Origin of the sequence: Microcoleus sp. Pol7_B2 (assembly GCF_036701035.1) — a bacterium.
Lineage (GTDB): Bacteria > Cyanobacteriota > Cyanobacteriia > Cyanobacteriales > Microcoleaceae > Microcoleus.
The window spans coordinates 41393-64955 of sequence record NZ_JAUBQB010000012.1 but is presented as its reverse complement, the minus strand read 5'-3'; the positions used below and the strand labels follow the sequence as shown (position 1 = coordinate 64955).

Here is a 23563-nt window from a genome sequence, read left to right as displayed (position 1 = left end):
GTTTCCGTCGGAGTCGGAGTCGGCGTTTCCGTCGGAGTCGGAGTCGGCGTTTCCGTCGGAGTCGGAGTCGGCGTTTCCGTCGGAGTCGGCGTTTCCGTCGGAGTCGGCGTTGGTGTTCCCGTTGGAGTCGGAGTCGGGGTTCCCGTTGGAGTCGGAGTCGGGGTTCCCGTTGGAGTCGGAGTCGGGGTTTCCGTTGGAGTCGGAGTCGGTGTTTCCGTTGGAGTCGGCGTCGGAGTTTCCGTTGGAGTCGGCGTCGGAGTTTCCGTTGGAGTCGGAGTCGGAGTCGGAGTCGGGGTTCCCGTGGGAGTGGGCGTCGGGGTTTCCGTGGGAGTGGGCGTTGGAGTCGGAGTTGGAGTCGGAATCGGAGTCGGAATCGGAGTGGGCGTCGGAGTTGGAGTTGGCGCGGTAATATTAACGCTGAAAGTTCCTAAACTCGTAGCAGCTACAGGATTCCCAGCAGTATCTTTAACTTGATTACCTTGCAGATTAATACTGTAAGTTGGATTATTATCTGCAATATCCCAACTTCCCCCAGGCGGAGTAAATGAATAACTAGCTGTCCGCCCCAAGCCATTAGTATTAGTATCAACACTGACAAAGTTAACAGGAATACCACCGCCCGACCAATTGATTAAAAAGTCAGAACTGTCTAGAGTTGTAACATCGATCGCACTATTATCGTTAAAAGTAACAGTAAAAGCTTGAGTGGTTCCCCCCGCCACCGTAATATCAGCAATAGTCGTCGGATTGACAGTTGGGGCGATCCCATCAATTACTATTGCCTTATTTTGACCCAAGGAATTAGCTGCACCCGGATTCGGCAAAGTCAAGACAGCATCAGCATTGGTAGCATTCTTAATAGTACCGCCGTTGAGAGATAAAGCAGTTGTCGAGGTATAGTCTAAGTCGAGACTGCTATTGCCGGCTGTTACTGTGTAATTAAATGTCAGAGTATTGCTGCCGCTGCCACTGGCATAATTAATGACAGTACCTGTACCGCCTGTGGCTAAAGTAAGCTGCGGCGTACCTGTAACAGTAACTGGTTGACTGAACGTGAGGGTAATGGGAATTGTTGCACCGATCGCGTAGGTTCCATCTGCCTGATCGGATGTGATATTAGTAATAACAGGTAATGGACTAACTGTAATGCTGGCTGTTTCGCTGGCTGTACTAAAAGGACTAGAAACGCCATTAGTTTCTAAATCCCCTGTCACATCTGCCGTGCCGCCGTTAGTGCCGGTGATTCTATCCCAAGCATTGAAAGTAATGCCGTTAGTAACTGTTCCGGTGTAGTTAGGGTTGGGAACAAAACGGAGGCGGGTTGTCGCGTCTGCTGATAACAACAGGGCAGTTGCAGCGGTAGGAACAGTAGTAATATTGTTCCAATTTGTGCCGTCGGTCGTATACTGCCAACTGCCGTTTGTAGTATCTAAAGTTGTGATGGCGATGCCTTTCGGACGCAGTAAAATGGCATCGTTGGGGTCGGTGATGCTGCTGCCGATAATAGCAGAAATTAATGTACCGCTGTTGTTGGTTTCGTTGACATTAATTGCTGTTAAATTAGACGTGCCCGAGTTGTCTAAAACTGGGGAATTGTTGACTAGGACGCTGACTTGTGCTGTTGAGGTACTGTAACCGTCGGTAGTTGTGTAGGAGAAGGTGTCGAGGCCGTTGAAAGTGGGGTTGGGAGTGTACACAATGCTGCGTTTGGGGTCGATCGCGATCGCCAAGACATTATTATCCGCATTGGGGTTAAAAGTAGGATCTGCCGTGCCGTCGCTGCTGTTCAACCGGGCAATATTGTTGCGAGGTTGCCCGCCGATATTGGTGAAAAAGCCACCTACTACTGGGTTGTTATTAGCATCGATCGCGATCGCATAAACTACATTGTCCGCGTTGGGGTTAAAAGTAGCATCTGCCGTGCCATTGCTGCTATTCAACCGGGCAATATTGTTGCGAGGTTGCCCGCCGATATTCGTGAAAGCACCCCCTACTACTGGGTTGTTATTAGTATCGATCGCGATCGCCCCGACCCAACTACTGGCATTGGAATTAAAAGTAGGATCTGCCGTGCCGTCGCTGCTGTTCAACCGGACAATTCTGTTGCGAGGTTGCCCACCGATAGTGATGAACAAGCCCCCTACTACTGGGTTGTTGTTAGCATCGATCGCGATCGGATAGACAAGATTATTCGCATTAGGGTTGAAAATAGGATCTGCTGTGCCGTTGCTGCTGTTCAACCGGGCAATATAATTGCGTGGCTGCCCGCCGAGATTGGTGAATTGGCCCCCTACAACTGGGTTGTTATTAGTATCGATCACGATCGCCCCGACAAAATTATTCGCATTGGGATTAAAAGTAGGATCTGCCGTGCCGTCGCTGCTGTTCAACCGGGCAATATTGTTGCGCGGCTGCCCGCCGATATTAGCGAAACCGCCCCCTACAAGTGGGTTGTTGTTAGCATCGATCGCGATCGCCCCGACAAAATTATCCGCATTGGGATTAAAAGTAGGATCTGCTGTGCCGTCGCTGCTGTTCAATCGGGCAATATTGTTGCGAGGTTGCCCGCCGATATTGGTGAAAAAGCCACCTACTACTGGGTTGTTATTAGCATCGATCGCGATCGCCCTGACTTGACTACCCGCATTGGGGTTAAAAGTAGGATCTGCCGTGCCGTCGCTGCCGTACAACCGGGCAATATAATTGCGTGGCTGCCCCCCGATATTTGTGAAATCTCCTGCTGCATAAATCCAGTCGTCAACAGTAACAGTGCCGCCTGTTGGTTGGGTAACACTCTGCACTGTCAGTGCCTTTGTGCCGCCTGTATCGTTTGTCAGCACGTTAATTTTAATATTAGGAGTGCCGACGGTTGCGATCGCATTGTCGGGAGTAGCAACAGGCAAGTCATTAACAGCTATCCTGCCCAAACGAAATGTAGCGCTTCCCTGGTCAGTATTGTCCCCAAAAAATAGGAAACTCGGCAATCTGTAAGGATTGAAAGGTAAAGGAGGAGAACTTGCAGCGGGGTCAAACTTGATTGGACGCAGCGGTCCTGTGAGGATTGCAGTTGGGTAATTATTAACAAAAAGTTCATAATTGCTGCCTTGTACTTTTAAGACATAATTGTTATTTGAAGTTAGATCGAATCCCGCCGGAAGTGTAGCCGTTTCAGCTTCGACAAAAGTATCTGACTGACCAAAAATTTTATTGTTTTTAAAACCCAATTCTAAACCGTTTAAGCCGTCGCTGCTAATAGCTGTGACGCTAAAACCCGCGCGGTTGGGGTTGCTAGTTTCTGTGGGAATTGCTGCATTAAAAGATATCGTATAACCAGCGGTGCGGTCTAATGCGGCGGCGGTGAAAGGCGGCAGTATCACCGGCGTAGGAGTAAGTAGCGATTGTGGATCGTAATTGTTGTAACCCGCATAGCCAGCATTGCTATTAGGAGTGTAGATGGTACGAGTATTGATGCCCGTTGTGTTTGGCGTAAACGCACCCGCAGCCAGAGAAGCCGTAGAACCGGGAAGAAAAGGGGGCGTGGGAAGTGGTGTACCGGGCGGGGCTATTTGTCCGTAAGCAAGGGCGGTGCCGCTGGGCGTGCCTATGCCGGGGGGCGTTCCGGCGGGAAGGTTGGTAATCGCGTCGTAGAGGGTAATATTGGGCATGATATATCTAAAGGTAGATGATTTTGCTGAGTTTGATAATGTCAAAGCCTAGCAAATTTACTAATGAGTGTCACCGTTTTTGTACCTGCTGTCAAAAAACTTACGCAATCTTTAAGTTTTAAATAATTCCTGCACCACAAAAAAGCGATCGCCCTAACTGGCATAAAGTTAGTGCGATCGCGGTACTATGAATCAGCTATTTATCTATCAGATTCGGCGCGGAATTTTTACGCATTTCCACGAAGATTGTTACAAGACTTCACAGAAAGAGGGGAAGAGTGAGAGATGCGGAAATTTTTCCTTCTAATGACTAATGACAACTGACAACCGTCAACAGTCAACAGTCAACCGTCAACTGACAAAAGTTTTTGAAACACCTCATACATATCCTCAGCCAATTTTTTAGGATTCCACAAAGGTGCGAGATGTTCTGGCTGCTTAGATTTTACTAAATGCTCTTTCACCGCATTTCTGAAACCAGCATCGCGGCCAAACTTAACTCCCCACTGCGTATATTCCTCCCAAGTCCACGCTGCACCAACATCAAGATTTGCACTTTTCAGAAAAGCGTAACCCATGCGCGAAAGATATTGGTCGCCGGAGCGAGTTACCACTGGCAAATTCGCCCACAAAGCCTCTAAATTATGAGTCCCGCCGTTGTAAGGATACGAATCTAAAAGCACGTCGGCTACATAATAAATAGCCCGGTGTTCTTCCTCACTTCGGGTTTGACCTATAAACTTAATCCGAGCAAAATCTACTCCCTGAATTTCGCATTCTTGGCGGTAAGTGCTGTGAATAACGTCGGGGTCGCCTTGACCTTTGCGGATTAACACACTATCTGGTACTTCCTTAAGAATTGTAACTTGAGCTCGTACCATTTCTGGATTGGTTTTTCTACCTGGCGCAACGCACAGATAAGTCATTTGATCTAAGCCAATTCCGAGAGCGTTTCTAATCGCCTCTCGATTCACAGGAATGCTTTGCAGTGCGCCAATTGCTACCGAACAAGCAGGCAATCTTACTAACTGTTCTAAGTAATTTTTTTCCACACCAGGGGGGTGAGTGTGTTCGTCGCACAGAAAGTAGTGATTATCTGAAATGTAGGGTGCGTCGAATCCCAGCCAAGAAACGCAAATTCCCGCAGGATATTGATACAGCACTTCGACATTTGTTGGCACTGTCATTGAGTCTAAGTCTATCAAAACATCCAAGTTGTCTTGCACTACTTCGGCGAAGATTTCACCGCCGTCAGCAAAGCCGTTTGGATATTTTTTAGGCCAGTAAAACTTGCCCGCCATGTCTTCAAACCGCTGCGTAACTTCATCTCGGTGGAGTTTCCCGGTGACGTAAAGGTGAACGTGGGGGGTGATGTGGCTTAATTCGCGAATTAAAGCTTCGCTGCACCAGCCTACTGAGTGGCGGCGGAAGTGTTTGGAAAGGAAACCGATTTTTAAAGGACGCTGTTCTTTTGCTTGGTAATTTGCTAGGTTGATTCTGTTAATGTCCTGGCGCTTAGGGACGGCTTTTTGGTAGTATTCTTTGGCAATAAGTCTGTAGAAACTGGCATTCTTTTCGCGGTTGTCTCGCAGGTGAGAAACTGCAAACAGGAAGATTTCGTAGAGCAGTTTTAGTTCGATTACGCTAAAGGTTTCGACCTTTTCGTAGCAGAGGTTTTCGATTTCTTCTAGTTTCTGAATTGCCTGTTTGCTGACACCTGATTGCAGGTAGGAAAAGACGTAGGCTGTAGCTGACATGACTGGGGCATTTTCGCCGCAGTTTTCGCAGTATTTGTCGGCAACGCTGCGGGCTCCGGCGAGGTTGGTAGAATGGCTTAGCAAGTCGCACAGTTGTTGGTAGGCTTCGCTATATTTGGAGTTGCATTCGATCGCCTTTTCAAAATTGGCGATCGCCTCCAACGGCTTATCTTGTTTCTGAATGTGTCCCATCCGGCAGTAAACCTCTGCCCAATTCGGTTTTAAGGCCAAAGCTTGCTGATAGCTGGCTAAAGCTTCTTCCAGCCGCCCCTGCATGGAAAAACAACTGCCGAGGTTAGCGTGAACTTCCGGCCAGTCGGGCTTAATTTTCAGAGTGTTTTGATAATTAGTAATCGCTTCTTCGTACTTGTTTTGCTGTAAAAAAGAATTGGCTATATTGAAGTGCAAAACTTCTAAATGCGGCTTTAAAGCTACAGCTTTCTGATAGTAAGCTATGGCGGCGTCGAGATTGCCTTGTTGCGATCGCGCGCTGCCGATGTTACCGTAAGCTTCTGCCCAATCCGGCTTAATGGCGATCGCTTTTTCGTAGCTTTCGATGGCTTCGTCGCGCTTTCCTTGGCTGAAAAGTCGATTACCTAAGTTAAAGTGGAAGTCTGCACCGACTAGCTGCGGGTTGAGTTCGGATGTTCTTTTAAAACAGGCGATCGCTGCTTCGATGTTGCCGTGTTGGTGATATACTTTCCCTAAATTCCAGTGAGCTCCCGCTAAATCGGGACTCAGGGCGATGGCTTGCTGGTAATGGGCGATCGCTTCTTCCAAACGCCCCATTTTGAAATACATACTGCCGATATTGGCGCGCACTTCCGCAAAATTGGGCTGCAATTCTAGGGCTTGAGAATACGATCGAATTGCAGCTTCAGTTTTGCCTCCTGCTTGCAAGGCATTGCCTAAAGTGACGTAAGCGTAGATGAAATCCGGTCGAATTTTTAGCGCTTGCTGACAAGCTGCGATCGCCTCTTTAATTTTACCTTGAACTAAAAAGTTTTCGGCGAGTTTATTGTACGGTTCTACTTCTTGAAAATTGGCAACTTGTCCGCTATCTGGAACATTGAGCGAGGTAACTTGATCGGAAAGTTCGGCGGGGTTTGTAAACGGAGTATTTAAAGTCTCCGTGGTTGGCGCTGGCGGCAAATTGATGCTCGAAGGCTGCAAGCCGTAGCCTTCATCTTTGTTGACAGATACTGGTTGCTGTTCGCCTGATTCTGTTTCTAATTCGATAAAGTTGCTGTCGGTAGTTTCCCGCTGTTTTTGTGCGAGCAAACTCGATAGTTTCTCAGCAGCGCTGGCATCTCCCGGTTGCAATTGCAGCACTTTTTGATAGCAAGTAATTGCTGCATCTAACTTTCCTTGCTGCTGCAAAACGCTGCCCAGCATCATATTGACCGAACACAATTGAGGATTAATTGCCAGAGCTTTCTGGTAATAATTGGCCGCCTGTTCCAATTGCCCTAACTTGTAATACATACTGCCGAGATTCGCGCTGGCTTCAGCAAATTCTGGCTGAATTTCTAAAGCTTGCAAGTAAGCTTCAATTGCCATTTCCAGCTTGCCTTGACTATGCAAAGCATTGCCTATTGTTAAGTAAGCAGGAGCAAAATTGGGTTGAAATGTAAGAGCGACATTACAAGAGGCGATCGCCTTTTCAAATTCTCCTTGCAAAACATAAACTTCCGCCAACTTTTTATGAACTTCCGCATCTTCGGGATTGAACTCTAAAGCTTTCTGATAATTCTCGATGGCGCCACCGAGATCACCCTGATCTTTCCGCCAATTTCCCTTTTGAAAATAATCTCTCACGGCCTCTAAACCTACTAAAGAATTCCCGATCATTTGCTCTGCCACTCGTACAGGTTTTACACTAATAATATTCAACCATTCTACCCAGTCTCGGGATCGCACCGACCAAGTACACCCTCGATTTATATATTCTACCTGCTGTCTTAAATGATTTTCAGCAGTTGCGCCGCCCGCACCCGTGCCCTCATTTAAAACTCCGACTATCGCCTCTAAAAACCGCCTTGTATATCCCTCCCAATCTGCGTTGCCCGCCCGATTCCAATTAGTTATCGATGCAAAATTTTTCACCCCTGACATGGAAACTAGACGGGCAAATCCAGCCGTTGTTTCCGGCAAAGCTGCCAATTCACTCGTCACAATGCGGCAACCGCTAGCCATCGCCTCCATCACGGCAATAGATGAGGTTTCCAAATAGGTATTTGGGTAAGCTAAAACCGCGACTGAACGCAGTTGCCGGACGAGTTCGGGTTGCGGTACGGAACCGACGTACTCGACGCCTTCTGTTTCCTGGCACTGGCGGTAAAGTTGACCGAAAAAAAGCTTGTTATCATTGTCGTCTATTTGGTGTACTTTCATGCTTGAAAATACTTTTAATCGGGTTCCGGGGACAGCTTGACGAATTTCGGGAAAGACTTTTAACAAAATATCGAGTCCGCGAAATGGAGTGCTGGTGTAAGCTAGAACGGGCGGTCGAGATTTATGAGAGAGGATAGAAATATTATCGGCGAAAAGGTTAGCAAAACAAGGTGCGATCGCATTTCTTAAAACACAACTGCGATTAGAGTCAATCCCAAAGCGCCGATGAAATTGCTGGCGTTGCCACTCGCTGACAAATACAAAGGCATCGCAAGCATTGATTTCTCCCTGATTATTGAAATCTTGGAGGAATACAAAGCCCGGTTCGTTATGAATCCACAAAATTAACTTAGTTCGATGCCCCAAAAGCGGCTTAACTTCCTGCGCTTTGCCGACTATATTGACTATAACTAAAAAATCGAGCGATCGCAGCAATTCTAAATTAGATTTGTCCCCCACCCTGCGCCTGCAATCAACGCCGCGCGACATCCCCGACTGGGAAGTATTGTTGAGCAAAAATACCTCGTTTCCCTGTGCAGCCAACGCCTCGGCTAGGTAACAAATAGCCGACTGAGTGCCCCCCAAAGGTTTGCAGTAAGGAGTTTCAATATTGTAATCCCAAGTGTAGGTATCGAGAAATCCGATTTTCATTCAATGGTATAATCTTAAAACTATTAAGGAGTACCGAACATGACCACAGAACAAGATCCCGTAAAATTGATGAAACAGCAAGTCGGCTTTGCTGCAGCCGATCGCGTAAAATCTGGTATGATTGTCGGACTCGGCACTGGGTCAACTACAGCTTATACTATTCAAGCATTGGGCGATCGCATAAAATCAGGTGAACTTAAAGATATCAAGGGAGTGCCGACATCTTTTCAATCAGAAGTGTTAGCCAAACAGTACGGAGTACCGCTGGCAACACTCGATGAAATTGATAGAATTGATGTTGCTATTGATGGCGCTGATGAAGTCGATCCCCACCTCAACTTAATTAAAGGTGGCGGCGCAGCCCACACCCGCGAAAAAGTAGTCGATTACCTCGCAACTCAATTTATTGTAGTAGTTGACAGTTCCAAAATCGTAGATAAATTGGGTTCGACTTTTCGGGTGCCCATCGAAGTTATACCGATGGCATTAACACCAGTGATGCGCGCCATTGAAAAATTGGGTGGCAAACCCGAACTCCGCATGGGCGTGAAAAAAGCAGGCCCAGTAATTACCGATCAAGGTAATATGGTAATTGATGTCAAATTTGATGACATTGCCAACCCCGGAGAAATGGAAAAAAGCTTGAATAACATTCCCGGTGTGTTAGAAAATGGTTTGTTTGTAGACTGTACAGATTTGGTTTTAGTCGGCGAAATCCAAGACGGAAAACCCGTAGTACGGGAGATTTCTAAATAGTCAAAACTGCCGCACTGGTGGTCAAAAACTCTTTGTGGAACAGGCATCTTGCCTGTTCAGGAGAATGCGGCAATATGCGAGTTACAACCCGCAAAAATACAAAAAACAAGGTTTTTTACCCTATAGCAACAGCCAAGACTATTAAGAAGTTCTTAATCAGTCAAGCCCTGGGGATTGTTACATATTCCTTCTTCCTTCTTCCGACGGACATCGGACTGACATCCGTTACATCCGTTACATCCGAAGAAAACGAATCCGTTGCCCAACTTCCGACGGACATCGGACTGACATCCGTTACACCGTTAAAAAATCCGTTGCCGAACTTCTTTCTTCTATAGCTTTGACTTTGATTATGATGATGCAATATCGCAGATTCGGTCGCACAGAATTATCCATGCCCGTCTTTTCCTGCGGTGGCATGAGATATCAGTACAAATGGCAAGACGTGCCAGCCAATGAAATTCCCTCAGACAATCAACAAAATCTAGAATCGACGATTAGCTATTCGATTGAATGCGGCATCAATCACATAGAAACTGCTCGCGGTTACGGCACTTCCGAGATGCAATTGGGGTGGATTTTTCCGAATTTTCCCCGCGAAAAGTTGATAGTGCAAACGAAAGTTAGCCCCAAACCGAACTCCCAAGAGTTTCGCGAAGAATTTGAGAAATCCTTAGCTTATTTGCAACTAGAATACGTCGATTTACTGTCGCTGCACGGCATTAATACGTGGGAATTGCTAGAGGAGTCTATGCGTCCGGGCGGCTGCATGGATGTGGCCCGAAAGTTGCAAGCAGAAGGCAAAGTTCGGTTTATTGGTTTTTCAACCCACGGCCCGACGGATGTGATTGTCAAAACAATTGAAACTAATAAATTTGATTATCTTAACTTGCACTGGTACTACATCAATCAAATTAATTGGCCAGCTATTGAAGCTGCTAAACGTCACGATATGGGCGTTTTTATTATCAGTCCTTCGGACAAAGGCGGTCAACTTTACAGCCCGCCGCAAAAATTGGTAGACTTGTGCTATCCGTTGAGTCCGATGGTGTTTAATGATTTGTTTTGTTTGTCGCATCCGCAAGTACACACTTTGAGTTTGGGCGCCGCAAAACCTGAAGATTTTAACGAGCATCTGAAAGCTGTAGAATTGTTAGATAGAGCCGATGAAATTTTGCCCCCGATATTAGAAAAATTAGAAAATGCAGCAATTGATAAATTAGGAGAAGATTGGTTTAAGACTTGGCACGTCGGTTTACCAACTATAGAAAATACTCCCGGAGGTATTAATATTTATGTGATTCTGTGGCTGTGGAACTTGGCGCAGGCTTACGATACGATCGACTATTGCAAGATGCGCTACAACCTTTTAGGTAATGCGGGCCACTGGTTTCCGGGCCAAAAAGCCGATCGCCTCGATGAATTAGACTTGCGCCGCTGCCTAGCCCACAGTCCCCACGCTGCTAAAATTCCCGGTATTCTTCAAGCAGCCGATCGACTGTTTGGAGGCGAAGCCATCCAACGCTTGTCCCAAGAATAATCGCAAAAAAACCCGGTTTCGAGACAGAAACCGGGTTGATGAACCGGAGCACGTGAGTTAGTTACGCGCATACAATTAGCCTATACTTGAGAAACTCTCACAACCATCGCCCATCCGTCTCATCCATTCGGGCGATAGGACTTTTTTTCTCAACTCGCTCCCATTTTGCTTCAATCTGAGATAAAACAGTTAATAATTCACTTAGGTACTTTTTATGACTCTCAAACGCCGAGATTTCTTGTATTTGATGACTGCCACGGTCGGAGCTATTACCGCAGGTGCTTGCCAAGCGTCAGGAAATAATGTATCGCAAGCAAGTCCAGTTGCAGAAAGTCCAAAAATAGCCCAAACCCCCGGGCCTTTTACACTGCCACCTCTTCCCTACGAATACAATGCTTTAGAACCGCACATCGATGCGCGGACAATGCAATTTCACCACGACAAACACCACGCTGCTTACGTTAAAAACCTTAACGATGCTGTCAGTAAATATCCGCAACTCAAAAATATCACTGCGGAAAATATGCTGCGAGATTTGAGCAAAGTGCCGGAAGATATTCGCACAACCGTTCGTAACAATGGCGGCGGACACCTAAATCACAGTATGTTTTGGGAAATCATGAGTCCCAACGGCGGCGGCGAACCCACAGGGGCAATTGCAACAGCAATTAAGCAAACTTTCGGCAGTGTTGACGATTTTAAAGCAAAATTTAACGATGCTGGTACCAAGCGTTTTGGCAGCGGTTGGGTGTGGCTAGTCCGCAATAAAGCTGGCAAACTTGAGATTACAACTACTGCCAATCAAGACACTCCTTTCATGGAGGGAAATTATCCAATTATGGGTAACGATGTTTGGGAACACGCTTATTATCTCAAATACCAAAATTTGCGCGCAGACTACTTAAAAGCTTGGTGGAATGTTGTTAATTGGGCGGAAATTAACAAGCGCTACGAAAAGGCGAGCGCCTAGTTCCACAAAGTTTGTTGTTGCGATCGAGCCCCGACAGCCCAACAACAAACTCTGTTTTAAGTAGGTAGGCGCTGTAAAACGCAATTCAGTAAGTAAACGATTGTCAAATATCCTGAGCCTTAAACGTGGCTGACTTAGCAATGTTTCCATACTTTTAGATGGTTGAGTTTAATGCCGCCTACTTACTTATTTTGAGATTCTGCTGTGAAACTCGGGCTGCCCTCAATGTACAATCCACCATCTACCTTTAACACGCTACCCGTGATGTAGCTAGCTGCATCAGATGCCAGGAAAACTGCTGCTTTGCCTAAGTCTTCCGGGAAGCCCATCCGACCAAGAGGCATTTGGTTGCTAAACGACTCAAGCAATTCGTCGCTATACCAGCGTCGCTCACCCGGAGTGTCAGTCCACCCAGGCTCTAGGATGTTGACCCGAATTTTGTGCCACATCAGTTCATTCGCCATAGAAAGAACGAGGTGATGACAGGCTGCTTTGGTGGTGTTGTAGTCAATCGCACCCTTATACGGAAAATGGGCGTGGGGGGATGAGATATGGATAATCGAGCCTTGGGCCTTCCTTTCCACCATACGGCGGGCGAGTATTTGACATACATGAAACACACCGTACACCCCTATTTCTAGTGTCCGCTGTAAATCCTCAAATTTAGTTTCCAGCAAGGTGTTTCGGACGCTAGCGATCGCATTTGTTACTAAAATATCGATTTGACCGAGTTCTTGTTCGCACCTATCGACCATCCTTTCCACTTGGTCGCGCTGGGAGACATCTGCTTGAATCGCGATAGCGCGACGGCCGAGAGAGTGAATCTGGTTGACTATTTCTCGCGCAGATGTTGGAGACTCGGAATAGTTGACACAAATATCTGCACCAGATTTTGCTAATTCAAGGGCGATGCCAGCACCAATTCCTTTCGAGCTACCTGTCACAAGTGCAATCTTATTGGCAAGCATAGTTAGTATTGAAAAACGGCTATAGCTAGCGCACGGGACGCTCGAACTGCTGTACAACTTTCCGCAAGTAAACGCAGTGCCGCGCCCCCTGACTCGTCGGCGTTGTGAATGCTTCGACTGACTCAACTTTACCGCCCAAATGCTCGATCGCCCTTTGCAACTCCGTTTCTTCCTCCACCGTCCAATTCCCCCGGTAAAGTACAGCCAAACCGCCATTTTTCAGCAGAGGCAGCGCGCATTTAGCGCAGAGAGGAGCTGCTCCAACTGCTCGGAGAACGGCTAAATCATAAGCTTGTTTGTGCTGTGGCGCTCTGGCAATTTCATCGGCTCTCCCCAACAAAGTTGCAGCATTTTCTATCCCTAAAGACGGCACAACTGTTTCCAAAAAAGTAATTTTTTTGCGCGTAGAATCGAGCAAAGTAACTGATAAATGCGGCAGGGAGATCGCGATCGGCAGACCCGGAAAACCCCCACCTGTCCCGATATCGATCGCTTTCTGCACCGACTCGGCGCCTAATCCGGGATTTTCCGCCGAATTATGATTAGCTGGCAGCAGTCTCGCAATTCCCCGCAGAGAATCCCACAAATGTTTTTCCCAAAACTCCATCGGCTCAGTAATTCGAGTTAAATTCAAGGAGCGATTTCCCTCGACAATTAACTCATAAAGCCGCTGAAATTGTTGCTGCTGGGACTCATCCGGCTGCCAATTCAGCGTTTTTTGCCACAACTCGTTCATCTGGGGCAATACAGGCATTGTAATCTGATTCATCTTCTATTCCCACTCTTTTGTAAGCTCTGCAAATTCTCTGCACTTAAAAATGCTTCATAATGCGGTAGACCAGCCCGCACTAACTAATGACTAATGACTAACAAAACTCGTTTCCTTAGCTTCTAATTTAGACCGATCGACCTCCTGCAAATCCCCGTGGTCTAAAGTCCAAAATCGGTCAGCAACGCTCAACAAATCGCTAGCATCGTGAGTTACAATCAACAAAGTCCAGTGACTTTTCAACTTACTCAACAAGCTTACCAACTGCCGACGCATCGACCAATCCAAACCCGCCGTCGGTTCGTCCAAAAGTAGCAAATGCGGCTGCCGAATTAGCTGCACCGCCAGGGCTACCCTCCGCTGTTGTCCGCCGCTCAAAGCGTGGGGAGAAGCGCGCAGCGGCAAATGTCCTAGTCCCACTTCTGCCATTGCTGAGTTAATTTGTTCTTGTCCCAATTCAGGATGACCCAACCGTAATTCTTCTAAAATTGTGCCGCCGCAAAAATGTCTTTCTGGAAACTGGAACACTAAACCTCCTAACTGTTGCAAGTGTTCCGGTGTTAATTCTTGTTCCCGCCAACGGATGTCCCCGCTAGTTTTTTCCGCTAAACCTGCTAATATTTCTAATAGCGTACTTTTGCCAGAACCGCTGCGACCCACAATCAGCCCCATTTGCTGCGAGGGCAGTTCTAAGTTAATATTTTTCAGAATAGGATTCGGACAGGCGGTGGGATGATATACTAAGTTTTTTAGATAAAGCATTAACGGCAGTTGTTAGTTGGCAGTTGGCAGTTGGCAGTTCTTAACACTCAACAGTCAACAATCAGAAAAATAGTTATTGTTGGAGCGGGGAACTTCTGGTTGTGCTATTGATAGTTAAGGCTGTTTTTGGGTGGGGTCGATGGCACACAATTATTTTACATAAATCTTAACAAAAATTTCCTTTTTTTCATGAGTGGTGTTTGATTTTTCTGCTTTTTCATGGTATATTCTAATAATGAAAATATGTACTTTAATCTATTATAAGTCACACTTACATTATTAAAATGTACCTCAAAAACCCTAAAAAATCAAGCAAATTTCACTCTTTTTTTGGTCGCGGCCCGAAAGTCTGAAAATTTAACTCTCTTGTTTCTAGTATACAGTATATTACATTGAGAGAATTGACGATGACGAAAACCCCTTTAGCATCGCTTGGCAAGCAAATGTTAAGTTCTAAACAGACAGTGCGGGCGATCGCTCCTGCACTGGCGATCGCCCTCAGCATCTGCATTAACTCGGCATTAGCGGGCGATCCCTTTCGCAGCAGCAACCCGCAGGCGATCGGGCCCAACACCGAAACCGCTTTCAAAACAATGTTTCAGCAAGGAAACTACAAACAAGCAAAAACTCAAATTCAACAAGCACTATCAGCCGAACCAAACGAGCCGCTAGCCTATGCAATGGCAGCCTCCATCTCATACATCGAGGAGGACTTAAACTCGATGAATTCCTACGCGCAAAAAACCCGTGAAGTAGGCGAAAAATTGGCAAAAACTAATCCATTGCGCGGCAATATTTACACAGCAGCAGGTCACTTTCTAGAAGGGGCGAACATTATAGCCAAAGAAGGAACCGCCAAAGGCGCGCCCCAAGCTTTGAGTAAATTGCGAGTAGTATTTCAATACCTAGATGCCGCCGACAAAATAGCCCCCAACGACCCAGAACTAAACCTAATCAAAGGCTACATGGACTTAATGCTAGCCACAAACCTGCCCTTTTCCAACCCCAACGAAGCAATTCAAAGACTCGAACAAAAAGCCTCTCCCCGCTATTTAGCTTATCGCGGCATGGCAGTAGGGTATAGAGACTTGAAAAAGTACGATCGCGCTTTAGAATTTGCGAACAAATCCCTAGCAGAAACGCCAAACAATCCCGAAGTTCTCTATCTAAAAGCACAAATTTTGTTTTCCCAATCCCAGGGAAAAGACGGTAACAAAACCTTACTTGAGGAAGCCCGAAAAAACTTCGACGCAGCCTTAGCAAAACCCGACCAACTGCCGCGCAGTTTAGTAGCCGACATCTTCTTTCAGCAGTGCAGAACCCGTAACCGTCTCGACAGCCAATCTCGCGCCTGCGACCCGATGCGCGATAAAATCAGAGATGCAGATGGAGTCTGGGGGCCGGCAGCCTTACCACCACTATAAAAAGAGTGAGAGGGGAAGTCAGAAGTCAGGAGTCAGCAGGAAAATTTTCCCTGTCTCCCTCTCTCCCAATTTTCCTCTCTCCTGCAATCCAATTCCTGCAATTCCATTCCCTTTCTTTGAAAAAATTGATGCAAGTAGAGTTTCGCGAGTTTAACCCCTTTGACCTCTGGATTTGGCTGAAGTTCAGCAACGTGCCTTCAAACGGTGAAAAACAGTATGTTGAAGAAGTTTTTGACTCTTGGTTTTTCTTGGGAAAACTGGGAGGATTTAATGCGGAAAATTTGCAAGTTCAAGATGAAGGCTTAGATATCAGTCAGATGAATTACGATGTTAATCTAGCCGACCAAAGCATGATGGCTTTGATGCACAATATGGGAGAAATGGAGTATCAAGGTTCTTGGGCTCGCTGCTGGTTTGATTTGGGCACTAGCGATGCGATTGGCCTCGATGTTTTGATTAATGTTTTCCAGCAACTCAGCAAAGAATTCGTAACCATTGAAAAACTCATTATTGGCGGGGAAAATAGAAACTGGCCCGTTGACACCAGTCGCCGTCGAGAGACTTTTGCTGCTGATAATTAGTGATTAGTGATTACTCATTAGGGGCGGATTCTACTCGTTACTAGGCTCTGCCTGGTAACACATACCCGGAGGCTCTGCCTCCTATTTTGCTGCTCCGAAAGCGAGGCAGAGCCTCTGGACATTGATTCCTAGGCATAGCCTAGGAACCAGTTAATGATTGATGACTAATTATGCAAAAAGGTACAATTCGCGTAATTGTTTTAGGATTAATTCGATCGGGCGATCGCATTTTCGTGTCACAATGCGAAGATCCGGTCAAACAAGACACATTTTACCGATCTCTGGGCGGTGGCATAGAATTCGGAGAACACAGTATCGACGCTTTGCAAAGAGAGTTTCAAGAAGAAATTAAAGCCGAGTTAACAAATATCAAATATTTGGCTTGTTTGGAAAATTTTTTTATTTTTAATGACCAAGCCGGACACGAGCTAATACAACTTTATCAGTGCGAATTTGTCGATCCCAAATTTTATCAATTGGAAAGTCTAGCTTTTGCAGACGGAGAGTGGGTATTTACCGCACTTTGGATGCCGATCGAGCGCTTTCGATCGGCCGAATTGCGCCTAGTTCCAGAGCAATTTATCGACTACTGCGAAGGCTAAAAACTCAACCAATACCAAAAAATACATACCTGATATGGGGGAATTAAACCTAAAATATTTGCATTAGGGGCGGGTTTCACCTGAAATATTTGCGATAACTAACAGGATGAATAAACCCGCCCCTTCCTTCCGCCCAGCGCGTTACCTTTCTCTATCTTACACTAGGCAGAGTCCGCAACAGCTCATAAAGCAAAGAGTTGATAAAACCGAGGGCTATAGCACCCAGCAAAGCACTCCAAATTCCCCACCGCAAGCGAAATCCATCCACTAGCCAAGCCGCCAATCCAAAGATAATCGCGTTGATAACAATTATCCACAAACCAAAAGTTACCAACACCAATGGAAAACCCAAAACCACAAAAAGCGGCCGCACCAAAGCATTCAGCAATCCAAAAACCGCCGCCGAAATCATCGCTTTTCCAAAAGTGTCAATGTCCACCCCGATGGGCAACTTGGAAATAATAAAAAAGCTCACCGAAGTTACCAGCCAAGCAATTGCCAGCGAAACGATATCCATGTGTTCATCTCCTTAAAAAGGCTAAACATTAAATCGGAACAACAGCACATCCCCCTCTTGTACAACATACTCTTTTCCTTCACTGCGAACTAAGCCTTTTTCCTTAGCTGCATTCATCGCGCCCGTAGCAACCAAATCTTCATAACTCACAGTTTCGGCCCGGATGAAACCCCGTTCAAAGTCCGAGTGAATAACCCCCGCAGCTTGCGGTGCTAACATTCCCGCGATAATTGTCCAAGCGCGAGTTTCCTTCGGGCCGCTAGTAAAATAAGTCCGCAAACCCAATAATTCGTAAGTAGCTCGAATCAGAGATTTCAAGCCCCCTTCTTTTACCCCCAGAGATTCTAGGAAATCCGTTCGTTCTTCCTCGGATAACTCCACCAATTCTGACTCAACTTGCGCCGAAACTATGACAACCTTAGCATTTTCTTTAGCTGCTACTTCCCGCACTTGTTCGACATAGCTATTTCCCGTTGCTAAATCGTCATCAGATACATTAGCAGCATAGATAATTGGTTTGTTGGTCAGTAATTCCAAACCTTTAACTAATTCAGCTTCTTCATCTGTGAAATTATACTGCCGCGCCGGTTTCCCCGCATTCAAAACAGCGACCAATTTTTCGAGCACATCCACTTCGGCCTGAGCTTCCTTGTTGTTGCGGGCCAGCTTGCGAGTGCGATCGAGCCGGCGTTCAATTTGAGCTAAATCTGCTAGAATTAATTCGAGATTGATAATGTCAATATCTCGGATCGGATCGACAGAACCCGCAACGTGAATGATATCGTCATTCTCAAAACAGCGGACAACGTGGACGATCGCATCTACGGCCCGAATGTGAGACAAAAACTGATTTCCCAGTCCTTCTCCCTGACTCGCCCCCTTCACCAAACCCGCAATATCCACAAACTCCATCCGCGTCGGCACAGTTTGCACGGAATTGGAAATATTGCTCAGCACCTTCAACCGTTCGTCTGGCACTGCCACGATACCCGTATTTGGCTCGATCGTACAGAAAGGAAAATTAGCAGCAGTCGCCTTGGCATTAGCAACCAGAGCATTAAACAAAGTAGATTTGCCAACATTAGGCAGTCCGACAATTCCGGCAGTAAGCATAGCTATTTAGAAACATATCACTGTTTCAAAATATCATAAGCAATAGCAATATATCTGACTTGTGCTTTCTAACTTCTAAAGCTAAGCTTGAATAAATATACAACTTGAGGTAGATGACTCAATGGTTAACCAGTGGTTAAGCAAAGTAACGATGGCTGTGGGGCTGTCGCTGCCTCTTTTAGCGCTCACAGCAGCTAGCGTTTTCGCTCAGACGGTCACAATTTCGGTAATTAACAACAGTGGCAAGACGATGACAGCCGTCTATATGTCTCCTCCCGATCAGGATACTTGGGGAAAAAACGAGTTAAACGCCCCGATTGCCGATCGGGAAAAGGCAGAGTTTCAGTGGGATCAAGCTGACTACGTGGACTCGGATGCGGGCTGTGTTTTTGATGTCAGGGCCGAATACGCTGACGGCAGATCGACTGATTTAGCTGCTGTTGACGTTTGTAAAGAGACTGCGCTCAACTTCAATTAATCGATAATCTACGCAAAAACCGAGTTTTTTCAAGTCTGATATTCATCAAAAAGATTGGGGACTTGGGAGAAAGTCGGTTTTTGCGATCGACCTCACAAACAATCTTAAATTTCGCGATCGACTAAAACATAATTTATACAGGTTCAGGGATTGTCTGAGGAATAGGCTCCGGCACTGTCTGAGGAATTGGAGAGGGTACAGTTTCCGGCACCGGTTCAGGAATTGGCTGGGGAATTGGCGCAGGTACCGGTTCCGGTACTATCCCGGGAATCGGTTCGGGAACGGGACCCGGCACTGGTGGCGATGCGGGTATAGTCGGCAGCCCCGGTTCGGTGCTGGGAATCTGCGGGCCGGGAAACGGAGTAGGGTTAGGAAAAATCACGGCAATTCTATTAATAACTCGATACAATCATGCTAGATAAAAAACTAAAAATACGGCATCTATCTAAATAGTGAAAATTTATTAAAGTTGATATTTTGCATCTTTTTTAATCAGCTTTTTGGAGTAGACGAAAGCAACCGGGTTTATCTGTATTTAATTTTTTATGCTGACCGGAAGCAATTTGGTCACAGCCCCCCGGTACAGGCCGTGAGCCCTTGAAAAAAGCGTAGCGTACTCATCACCTGCGATCGCTACAGCCCGTGGGAGCAATTCTAAAATCTAAAATCTAAAATCTAAAATCTAAAATCTAAAATCGATCGCCGTCCGAAAAGCCTTGCTAGCCTGTAGTTTTGCACGACACCTAGCCAAAAGTACAGGTTATTCCCTCAATTAAGAGTCAGCTTCATGGGAGGTCTTTTGTATGGGCAGAAAACTCAACTACAGGCTAGCACCTTCCTTGGGTGTATCACCTTACAGTGGGTTTACAGAGGGAATCGCAAGCAGAAATAGTCTACAAGCTTGTTGGTTACTTTCAAATTTGAACAACCTACTCAGTTGAGGCAATTTATGTCTTGTACAGTTGGCCGCTCGTACATAGTAGAGGCTGGAAATACGCCTTATAACATCGCTCAAGAACAATTAGGTGATGGTAATCGTTGGCGTGAAATTAAAAAACCAGATGGCAGCTCATTGACAGACAATGATGCTAGCAATTTGCCAGTAGGTCAGGAACTCTGCATTCCTAACGGGTCTGTCACTTTGCCAGGAGGTAATGGTTTCGCAAGTATTATATCTTCTGAAACTTATGAAGCCATGTTCCCCAACCGTAACGCTTTGTACGCTTATGACAGTCTGGTGACGGCAACTCAGAAGTACCCGCAGTTTTGCAATGAGGGTTCAGATGAGCAACGCAAACAGGAGGCAGCCGCGTTCTTAGCAAATATTGCCCACGAGACGACGGGAGGTTGGGACGCTGCTCCTGGTGGACGTTTTGCTTGGGGTCTGCACTTTATCGAAGAGCAAAACCCCCCAAGTCAATATTGCGAGGCATCGAATACCACCTATCCTTGTGTGCCTGGTTGTTCCTATCACGGTCGTGGGCCCATACAACTGTCGTGGAACTACAACTACGGTCAGATGGGCGAAGTCTTGGGCGCGGATTTGCTTAATAACCCTGACCTGGTTAAGTCAGATGGCGTCATCGCCTTCCAAACTGCTCTGTGGTTCTGGATGACCTCGCAGCCACCCAAGCCTTCTTGTCACGCAGTAATGACTGGCGGTTGGACACCCTCTCCTGACGATGCCAGCAAGGGACGTGCACCTGGATTTGGCATGACTATCAACATCATCAATGGCGGTCTTGAATGTAGCATCCCTACTAATGACAAGGTTCGCGACAGGGTGGGTTTCTACGAGCGTTTTACCCAGATGTTGGGTGTAAACATGGGTGAGATCATCTTTTGCGAAAACATGGCGCACTACTAAAGATTCTGTTTCAAAAAGTTTTTGGCAAGTGTTCTAGACGCGCCGCACAACTTATCTGGAACCCTTGCACAAAATACATCTCATTGCAAGATGGAAGTATCACTATGTCTGAATTTCTTGGTGTAGCTTTTAGTCCGTATGTTGGCCCCGCGAATCAATTGTGGAACTCATACAGCCAGCAGGATATTGTTCGGATGCTGGAAATCATCGAACCGTATTTCAACAAGATAAGTACCTACAGTATGGGCTATGACGGATACCCGCCCACAACACCCTGGAATCAGGTCAATTCTAACTGTCATATTGTTGGTGCCGCTGCCCAGTTGAATCAACTTCGGGGTAAAATCGCCTTTGAAGTTAGTCAGGGAATTTATCAACAGACTAACCAGCAACAGCAGATTGACATGGCGCTACAGCAGGCAGAAATCGATGCTGCTTTTGCTGCGGCATCCTTAGCGAACACTTCTTACCCAAACACGGTGACTTCTTTCGTTTTCACCAATGAATATGTCACCGATGCTGAGAAAGCAAATGCGGTCAATCAGATGATTGTGGCTAACAAGGAAAAAGCTCACAATCTCGGTATTAAAGTGGGTGTTCGCTCGAATACCTTTGGTGAAATTGCCAATCCTAACAGCGCCTATTACAACGAGCTAAAAGGACTTATTCAGAATTGCGATTTTATCCAATGCAATCTTTATCCAGCTTCAGAGTCTGTCACACCTCAAGATGGTGTGAATGCAGTAGGTCAGGCTTTTTATCAAATCAAAACAGCCGTTTCAGACGTTAATCCCCCATGCGAGATGATGATTGGCGAAACAGGGTGGCCATCAGAGGGAATTAGCTTTAACAACACAAACAATAATGTGGCAAACCTCCTCGCTTATTATGAAGCAATTGACAAGTGGGCATTTGAAAATCGGGTGACCACTTACTTTTTTGAGGCATTTGACGAACCTTGGAAAAGCAATCATAACTCACAATATTCTGCCGAAGGACACTACGGAATCTGGTATCTCAATGACCAAGGCGAGTACAAGCAAAAGAAAGTTTAACTGCACAAAACAAAGGAGAAAATGATGTCTAATACTAATCCATCTGTGACAGCACCGCAAAACTCAATAGCTCAAGAAATTCTTAATGCTCATAACCAGTACCGGGCAGAAGTAGGCGTTCCTCCACTCACTTGGTCTGATACTTTAGCCAATCATGCTCAGGAGTGGGCAGACTACCTTGCTTCCTTGGGAGGAACCTTGCAACATAGCCAGAACACGGGTGAAGGCGAAAACCTCTGGATGGGAGCATCTGGCTACTTTAGTTATACCCAAATGATTGAGAGTTTTGGAAACGAAAAGCAGTATTTTATCGGTGGTACATTCCCCAATGTTAGCTCTACTGGAAAGTGGCAAGATGTTGGTCACTATACCCAGGTTGTCTGGAGGAACACTACAGAAGTTGGTTGTGCGATCGCTAGCGCCAATGGCAATGATATCTTAGTTTGCCGTTACAGCCCTCCAGGGAACTTTCTAGGAAAACCTGCTTTCTAACGACAATTACATATAGAGTTGAGTCTAGCTCTTGAATGAGAAAAGCTTTTCGATAGGAATGTTTAGCTTTTCCCCATAATTACCAACTCGCTTCTTGATTAGGAAAACATTATGAAATTTTCATTCACCAATAACACTGGAGGAAAATATTCCTCTGAGCAGATTTACTTTGTTATCATCGGCAAAAATTCCACAGGTCAATTTTGTCATGTAGACAAAGATGGTAATTTAGTCCCCTGCAATGATAGTGATAACGATGCGCCCGGTTATCTGACCAAAAATGAACAAAACTGGTGCAATTATTTGCATACAGTCAGTGAAGTTACCGAAATACAAGTTCCTAAAATCGATTCTGGTAGAGCATATATTAGTCTCGGCTCGCCAACGTATCTGAAAATTGTCAACAATGGATATGGTTTTGTTGGCCCAAATCCAGCTAATCCATCTGACCCCAATGCAGACGTTTATTTTGATTGGTTAGAATTTACTATTGATGATGCTGGTTTTCACGGTAATACCACTCAAGTAGATCAGTTTGGTTTCCCAATGACAGTTGAGTTGACTGCATCAGATGGATTTTCAAAAAAACTGGGAATAACTGAATCTAGAAGTGCTTTATTCAGTGAATACATGGCAAGTGTACCAACCGAATTTCAATCTCTGGTTCAGGCACCCTACAGAATCGTAGCGCCTTTTAAAGGTAATTTTTCTCGTGGTCAAAATTACGAAACATACTTCGATAGCTACATTGCTGAAATGTGGCAATATTATGCGTCAAACGAACTGGTTTTTACTACACATGAGGGAACTTTTACGGGAAAGGTAGAAAACAAGGTTTTTGCCTTTACAAAGGATGGTGATGTGAATAGGAAATATATAATCGATTATCCCACCTCTGCCGAAGTTTTTGAGTGTGCGGGAGCATTTGCTAAAGGCGATGCTACTGAAAAAGTGATTCAATCTCAAGTGAGCGCTATGCTCAACAGGCACATATTAGGCAGTCCAGAAAATCGGTATAATCCAGATGAGTATTATAAAAATGCTCCGGCTAATTACTATGCACAGTTCTGGCATCTTCACAGCATAGATAACAAAGCTTATGGATTTCCCTTTGATGATGTTTGCGAGCAAAGTACCTTGCTTGAACATCATAACCCGGAAGAATTAAAGGTAGTTATAAGTTGGGATTGAGCGGATAAAAC

The 23563-nt window shown here is 45.8% G+C and carries 19 protein-coding genes; 11 read left to right on the top strand and 8 right to left on the bottom strand.

Annotation, left to right across the window (positions count from 1 at the left end; all coding sequences use genetic code 11):
- Both QUA57_RS07330 and QUA57_RS07325 read right to left on the bottom strand, forming a co-directional pair.
- A partial coding sequence (locus QUA57_RS07330) for a choice-of-anchor Y domain-containing protein (RefSeq protein WP_333251016.1) occupies positions 1-3665 on the bottom strand: 3665 nt, incomplete at its 3' end.
- A gap of 344 nt (positions 3666-4009) precedes the next feature.
- Positions 4010-8467 carry a tetratricopeptide repeat protein gene (locus tag QUA57_RS07325; RefSeq protein WP_333061724.1) on the bottom strand — a complete coding sequence of 1486 codons (4458 nt, stop codon included), beginning with the start codon at positions 8465-8467 and terminating at the stop codon, positions 4010-4012.
- A 39-nt stretch (positions 8468-8506) separates the two neighbouring features.
- On the opposite strand from QUA57_RS07325, the gene rpiA reads away from it, so the two are divergent.
- The 3 genes from rpiA (at position 8507) to QUA57_RS07310 (ending at position 11733) form a co-directional block, all read left to right on the top strand.
- Entirely contained in the window at positions 8507-9223 is a 717-nt protein-coding gene (gene rpiA / locus QUA57_RS07320; RefSeq protein ID WP_333061722.1) for a ribose-5-phosphate isomerase RpiA, read from the top strand.
- 355 nt (positions 9224-9578) lie between these two features.
- On the top strand, positions 9579-10763 hold the full coding sequence (locus QUA57_RS07315) for an aldo/keto reductase (protein WP_445304462.1): 1185 nt from the start codon (positions 9579-9581) through the stop codon (positions 10761-10763).
- Between the two features lie 214 nt (positions 10764-10977).
- Entirely contained in the window at positions 10978-11733 is a 756-nt protein-coding gene (locus QUA57_RS07310; RefSeq protein WP_333061720.1) for a Fe-Mn family superoxide dismutase, read from the top strand.
- 182 nt (positions 11734-11915) lie between these two features.
- Here the strand turns inward: QUA57_RS07310 and QUA57_RS07305 are convergent, their stop codons facing one another.
- The 3 genes from QUA57_RS07305 to QUA57_RS07295 all read right to left on the bottom strand — a co-directional run bounded on the left by QUA57_RS07305 (position 11916) and on the right by QUA57_RS07295 (position 14232).
- Entirely contained in the window at positions 11916-12701 is a 786-nt protein-coding gene (locus QUA57_RS07305; protein ID WP_333061718.1) for a glucose 1-dehydrogenase, read from the bottom strand.
- 25 nt (positions 12702-12726) lie between these two features.
- A complete protein-coding gene (rsmG, locus tag QUA57_RS07300; RefSeq protein WP_333061716.1) occupies positions 12727-13470 on the bottom strand; it encodes a 16S rRNA (guanine(527)-N(7))-methyltransferase RsmG in 744 nt (247 codons plus the stop codon).
- A 90-nt stretch (positions 13471-13560) separates the two neighbouring features.
- A complete protein-coding gene (locus QUA57_RS07295; RefSeq protein ID WP_333038351.1) occupies positions 13561-14232 on the bottom strand; it encodes an energy-coupling factor ABC transporter ATP-binding protein in 672 nt (223 codons plus the stop codon).
- A 407-nt stretch (positions 14233-14639) separates the two neighbouring features.
- Here QUA57_RS07295 and QUA57_RS07290 point away from each other — a divergent pair, with 407 nt between their 5' ends.
- The 3 genes from QUA57_RS07290 (at position 14640) to QUA57_RS07280 (ending at position 16839) form a co-directional block, all read left to right on the top strand.
- On the top strand, positions 14640-15656 hold the full coding sequence (locus QUA57_RS07290) for a Sll0314/Alr1548 family TPR repeat-containing protein (RefSeq protein ID WP_333038355.1): 1017 nt from the start codon (positions 14640-14642) through the stop codon (positions 15654-15656).
- 128 nt (positions 15657-15784) lie between these two features.
- Positions 15785-16237 (top strand): DUF3531 family protein, encoded by a 453-nt coding sequence (locus QUA57_RS07285; RefSeq protein ID WP_333038358.1) that lies wholly within the window; start codon positions 15785-15787, stop codon positions 16235-16237.
- Positions 16238-16407: 170 nt separating this feature from the next.
- Complete coding sequence (locus tag QUA57_RS07280; protein ID WP_333061715.1) at positions 16408-16839, top strand: NUDIX hydrolase; 432 nt, start codon at positions 16408-16410, stop codon at positions 16837-16839.
- A 151-nt stretch (positions 16840-16990) separates the two neighbouring features.
- Here QUA57_RS07280 and QUA57_RS07275 read toward each other — a convergent pair whose 3' ends face one another.
- Together QUA57_RS07275 and ychF are read right to left on the bottom strand one after the other, a co-directional pair.
- Positions 16991-17356 carry a phage holin family protein gene (locus QUA57_RS07275; RefSeq protein ID WP_333030414.1) on the bottom strand — a complete coding sequence of 122 codons (366 nt, stop codon included), beginning with the start codon at positions 17354-17356 and terminating at the stop codon, positions 16991-16993.
- A gap of 21 nt (positions 17357-17377) precedes the next feature.
- On the bottom strand, positions 17378-18469 hold the full coding sequence (gene ychF, locus QUA57_RS07270; protein ID WP_333061714.1) for a redox-regulated ATPase YchF: 1092 nt from the start codon (positions 18467-18469) through the stop codon (positions 17378-17380).
- Between the two features lie 121 nt (positions 18470-18590).
- Between ychF and QUA57_RS07265 the strand changes: the two genes are divergently transcribed.
- A complete protein-coding gene (locus QUA57_RS07265; protein ID WP_333061713.1) occupies positions 18591-18947 on the top strand; it encodes a hypothetical protein in 357 nt (118 codons plus the stop codon).
- Positions 18948-19080: 133 nt separating this feature from the next.
- Here the strand turns inward: QUA57_RS07265 and QUA57_RS07260 are convergent, their stop codons facing one another.
- The gene (locus QUA57_RS07260; RefSeq protein ID WP_333061712.1) at positions 19081-19329 is read right to left on the bottom strand and encodes a gamma-aminobutyric acid A receptor, epsilon-like protein; all 249 of its coding nucleotides are present in this window, start codon (positions 19327-19329) and stop codon (positions 19081-19083) included.
- Positions 19330-19896: 567 nt separating this feature from the next.
- On the opposite strand from QUA57_RS07260, the gene QUA57_RS07255 reads away from it, so the two are divergent.
- The 4 genes from QUA57_RS07255 to QUA57_RS07240 all read left to right on the top strand — a co-directional run bounded on the left by QUA57_RS07255 (position 19897) and on the right by QUA57_RS07240 (position 23552).
- Positions 19897-20814, top strand: coding sequence for a chitinase (locus tag QUA57_RS07255; protein ID WP_333061710.1), 918 nt, complete (start codon positions 19897-19899; stop codon positions 20812-20814).
- Positions 20815-20918: 104 nt separating this feature from the next.
- A complete protein-coding gene (locus QUA57_RS07250; RefSeq protein ID WP_333061709.1) occupies positions 20919-21869 on the top strand; it encodes a glycosyl hydrolase family 17 protein in 951 nt (316 codons plus the stop codon).
- Positions 21870-21893: 24 nt separating this feature from the next.
- Positions 21894-22361 carry a CAP family protein gene (locus QUA57_RS07245; RefSeq protein WP_333061707.1) on the top strand — a complete coding sequence of 156 codons (468 nt, stop codon included), beginning with the start codon at positions 21894-21896 and terminating at the stop codon, positions 22359-22361.
- A gap of 111 nt (positions 22362-22472) precedes the next feature.
- Positions 22473-23552, top strand: coding sequence for a glycoside hydrolase family 64 protein (locus QUA57_RS07240; protein WP_333061706.1), 1080 nt, complete (start codon positions 22473-22475; stop codon positions 23550-23552).
- Positions 23553-23563: the final 11 nt, after the last annotated feature.

Excerpts from the sequence above, each read along its gene's own strand:
- QUA57_RS07325 (WP_333061724.1), bottom strand. The coding sequence starts at position 8,467 with ATGAAAATCGGATTTCTCGATACCTACACTTGGGATTACAATATTGAA.
- rpiA (WP_333061722.1), top strand. The coding sequence starts at position 8,507 with ATGACCACAGAACAAGATCCCGTAAAATTGATGAAACAGCAAGTCGGC.
- QUA57_RS07315 (WP_445304462.1), top strand. The coding sequence starts at position 9,579 with ATGATGCAATATCGCAGATTCGGTCGCACAGAATTATCCATGCCCGTC.
- QUA57_RS07310 (WP_333061720.1), top strand. The coding sequence starts at position 10,978 with ATGACTCTCAAACGCCGAGATTTCTTGTATTTGATGACTGCCACGGTC.
- QUA57_RS07305 (WP_333061718.1), bottom strand. The coding sequence starts at position 12,701 with ATGCTTGCCAATAAGATTGCACTTGTGACAGGTAGCTCGAAAGGAATT.
- rsmG (WP_333061716.1), bottom strand. The coding sequence starts at position 13,470 with ATGAATCAGATTACAATGCCTGTATTGCCCCAGATGAACGAGTTGTGG.
- QUA57_RS07295 (WP_333038351.1), bottom strand. The coding sequence starts at position 14,232 with ATGCTTTATCTAAAAAACTTAGTATATCATCCCACCGCCTGTCCGAAT.
- QUA57_RS07290 (WP_333038355.1), top strand. The coding sequence starts at position 14,640 with ATGACGAAAACCCCTTTAGCATCGCTTGGCAAGCAAATGTTAAGTTCT.
- QUA57_RS07285 (WP_333038358.1), top strand. The coding sequence starts at position 15,785 with ATGCAAGTAGAGTTTCGCGAGTTTAACCCCTTTGACCTCTGGATTTGG.
- QUA57_RS07280 (WP_333061715.1), top strand. The coding sequence starts at position 16,408 with ATGCAAAAAGGTACAATTCGCGTAATTGTTTTAGGATTAATTCGATCG.
- QUA57_RS07275 (WP_333030414.1), bottom strand. The coding sequence starts at position 17,356 with ATGGATATCGTTTCGCTGGCAATTGCTTGGCTGGTAACTTCGGTGAGC.
- ychF (WP_333061714.1), bottom strand. The coding sequence starts at position 18,469 with ATGCTTACTGCCGGAATTGTCGGACTGCCTAATGTTGGCAAATCTACT.
- QUA57_RS07265 (WP_333061713.1), top strand. The coding sequence starts at position 18,591 with ATGGTTAACCAGTGGTTAAGCAAAGTAACGATGGCTGTGGGGCTGTCG.
- QUA57_RS07255 (WP_333061710.1), top strand. The coding sequence starts at position 19,897 with ATGTCTTGTACAGTTGGCCGCTCGTACATAGTAGAGGCTGGAAATACG.
- QUA57_RS07250 (WP_333061709.1), top strand. The coding sequence starts at position 20,919 with ATGTCTGAATTTCTTGGTGTAGCTTTTAGTCCGTATGTTGGCCCCGCG.
- QUA57_RS07245 (WP_333061707.1), top strand. The coding sequence starts at position 21,894 with ATGTCTAATACTAATCCATCTGTGACAGCACCGCAAAACTCAATAGCT.
- QUA57_RS07240 (WP_333061706.1), top strand. The coding sequence starts at position 22,473 with ATGAAATTTTCATTCACCAATAACACTGGAGGAAAATATTCCTCTGAG.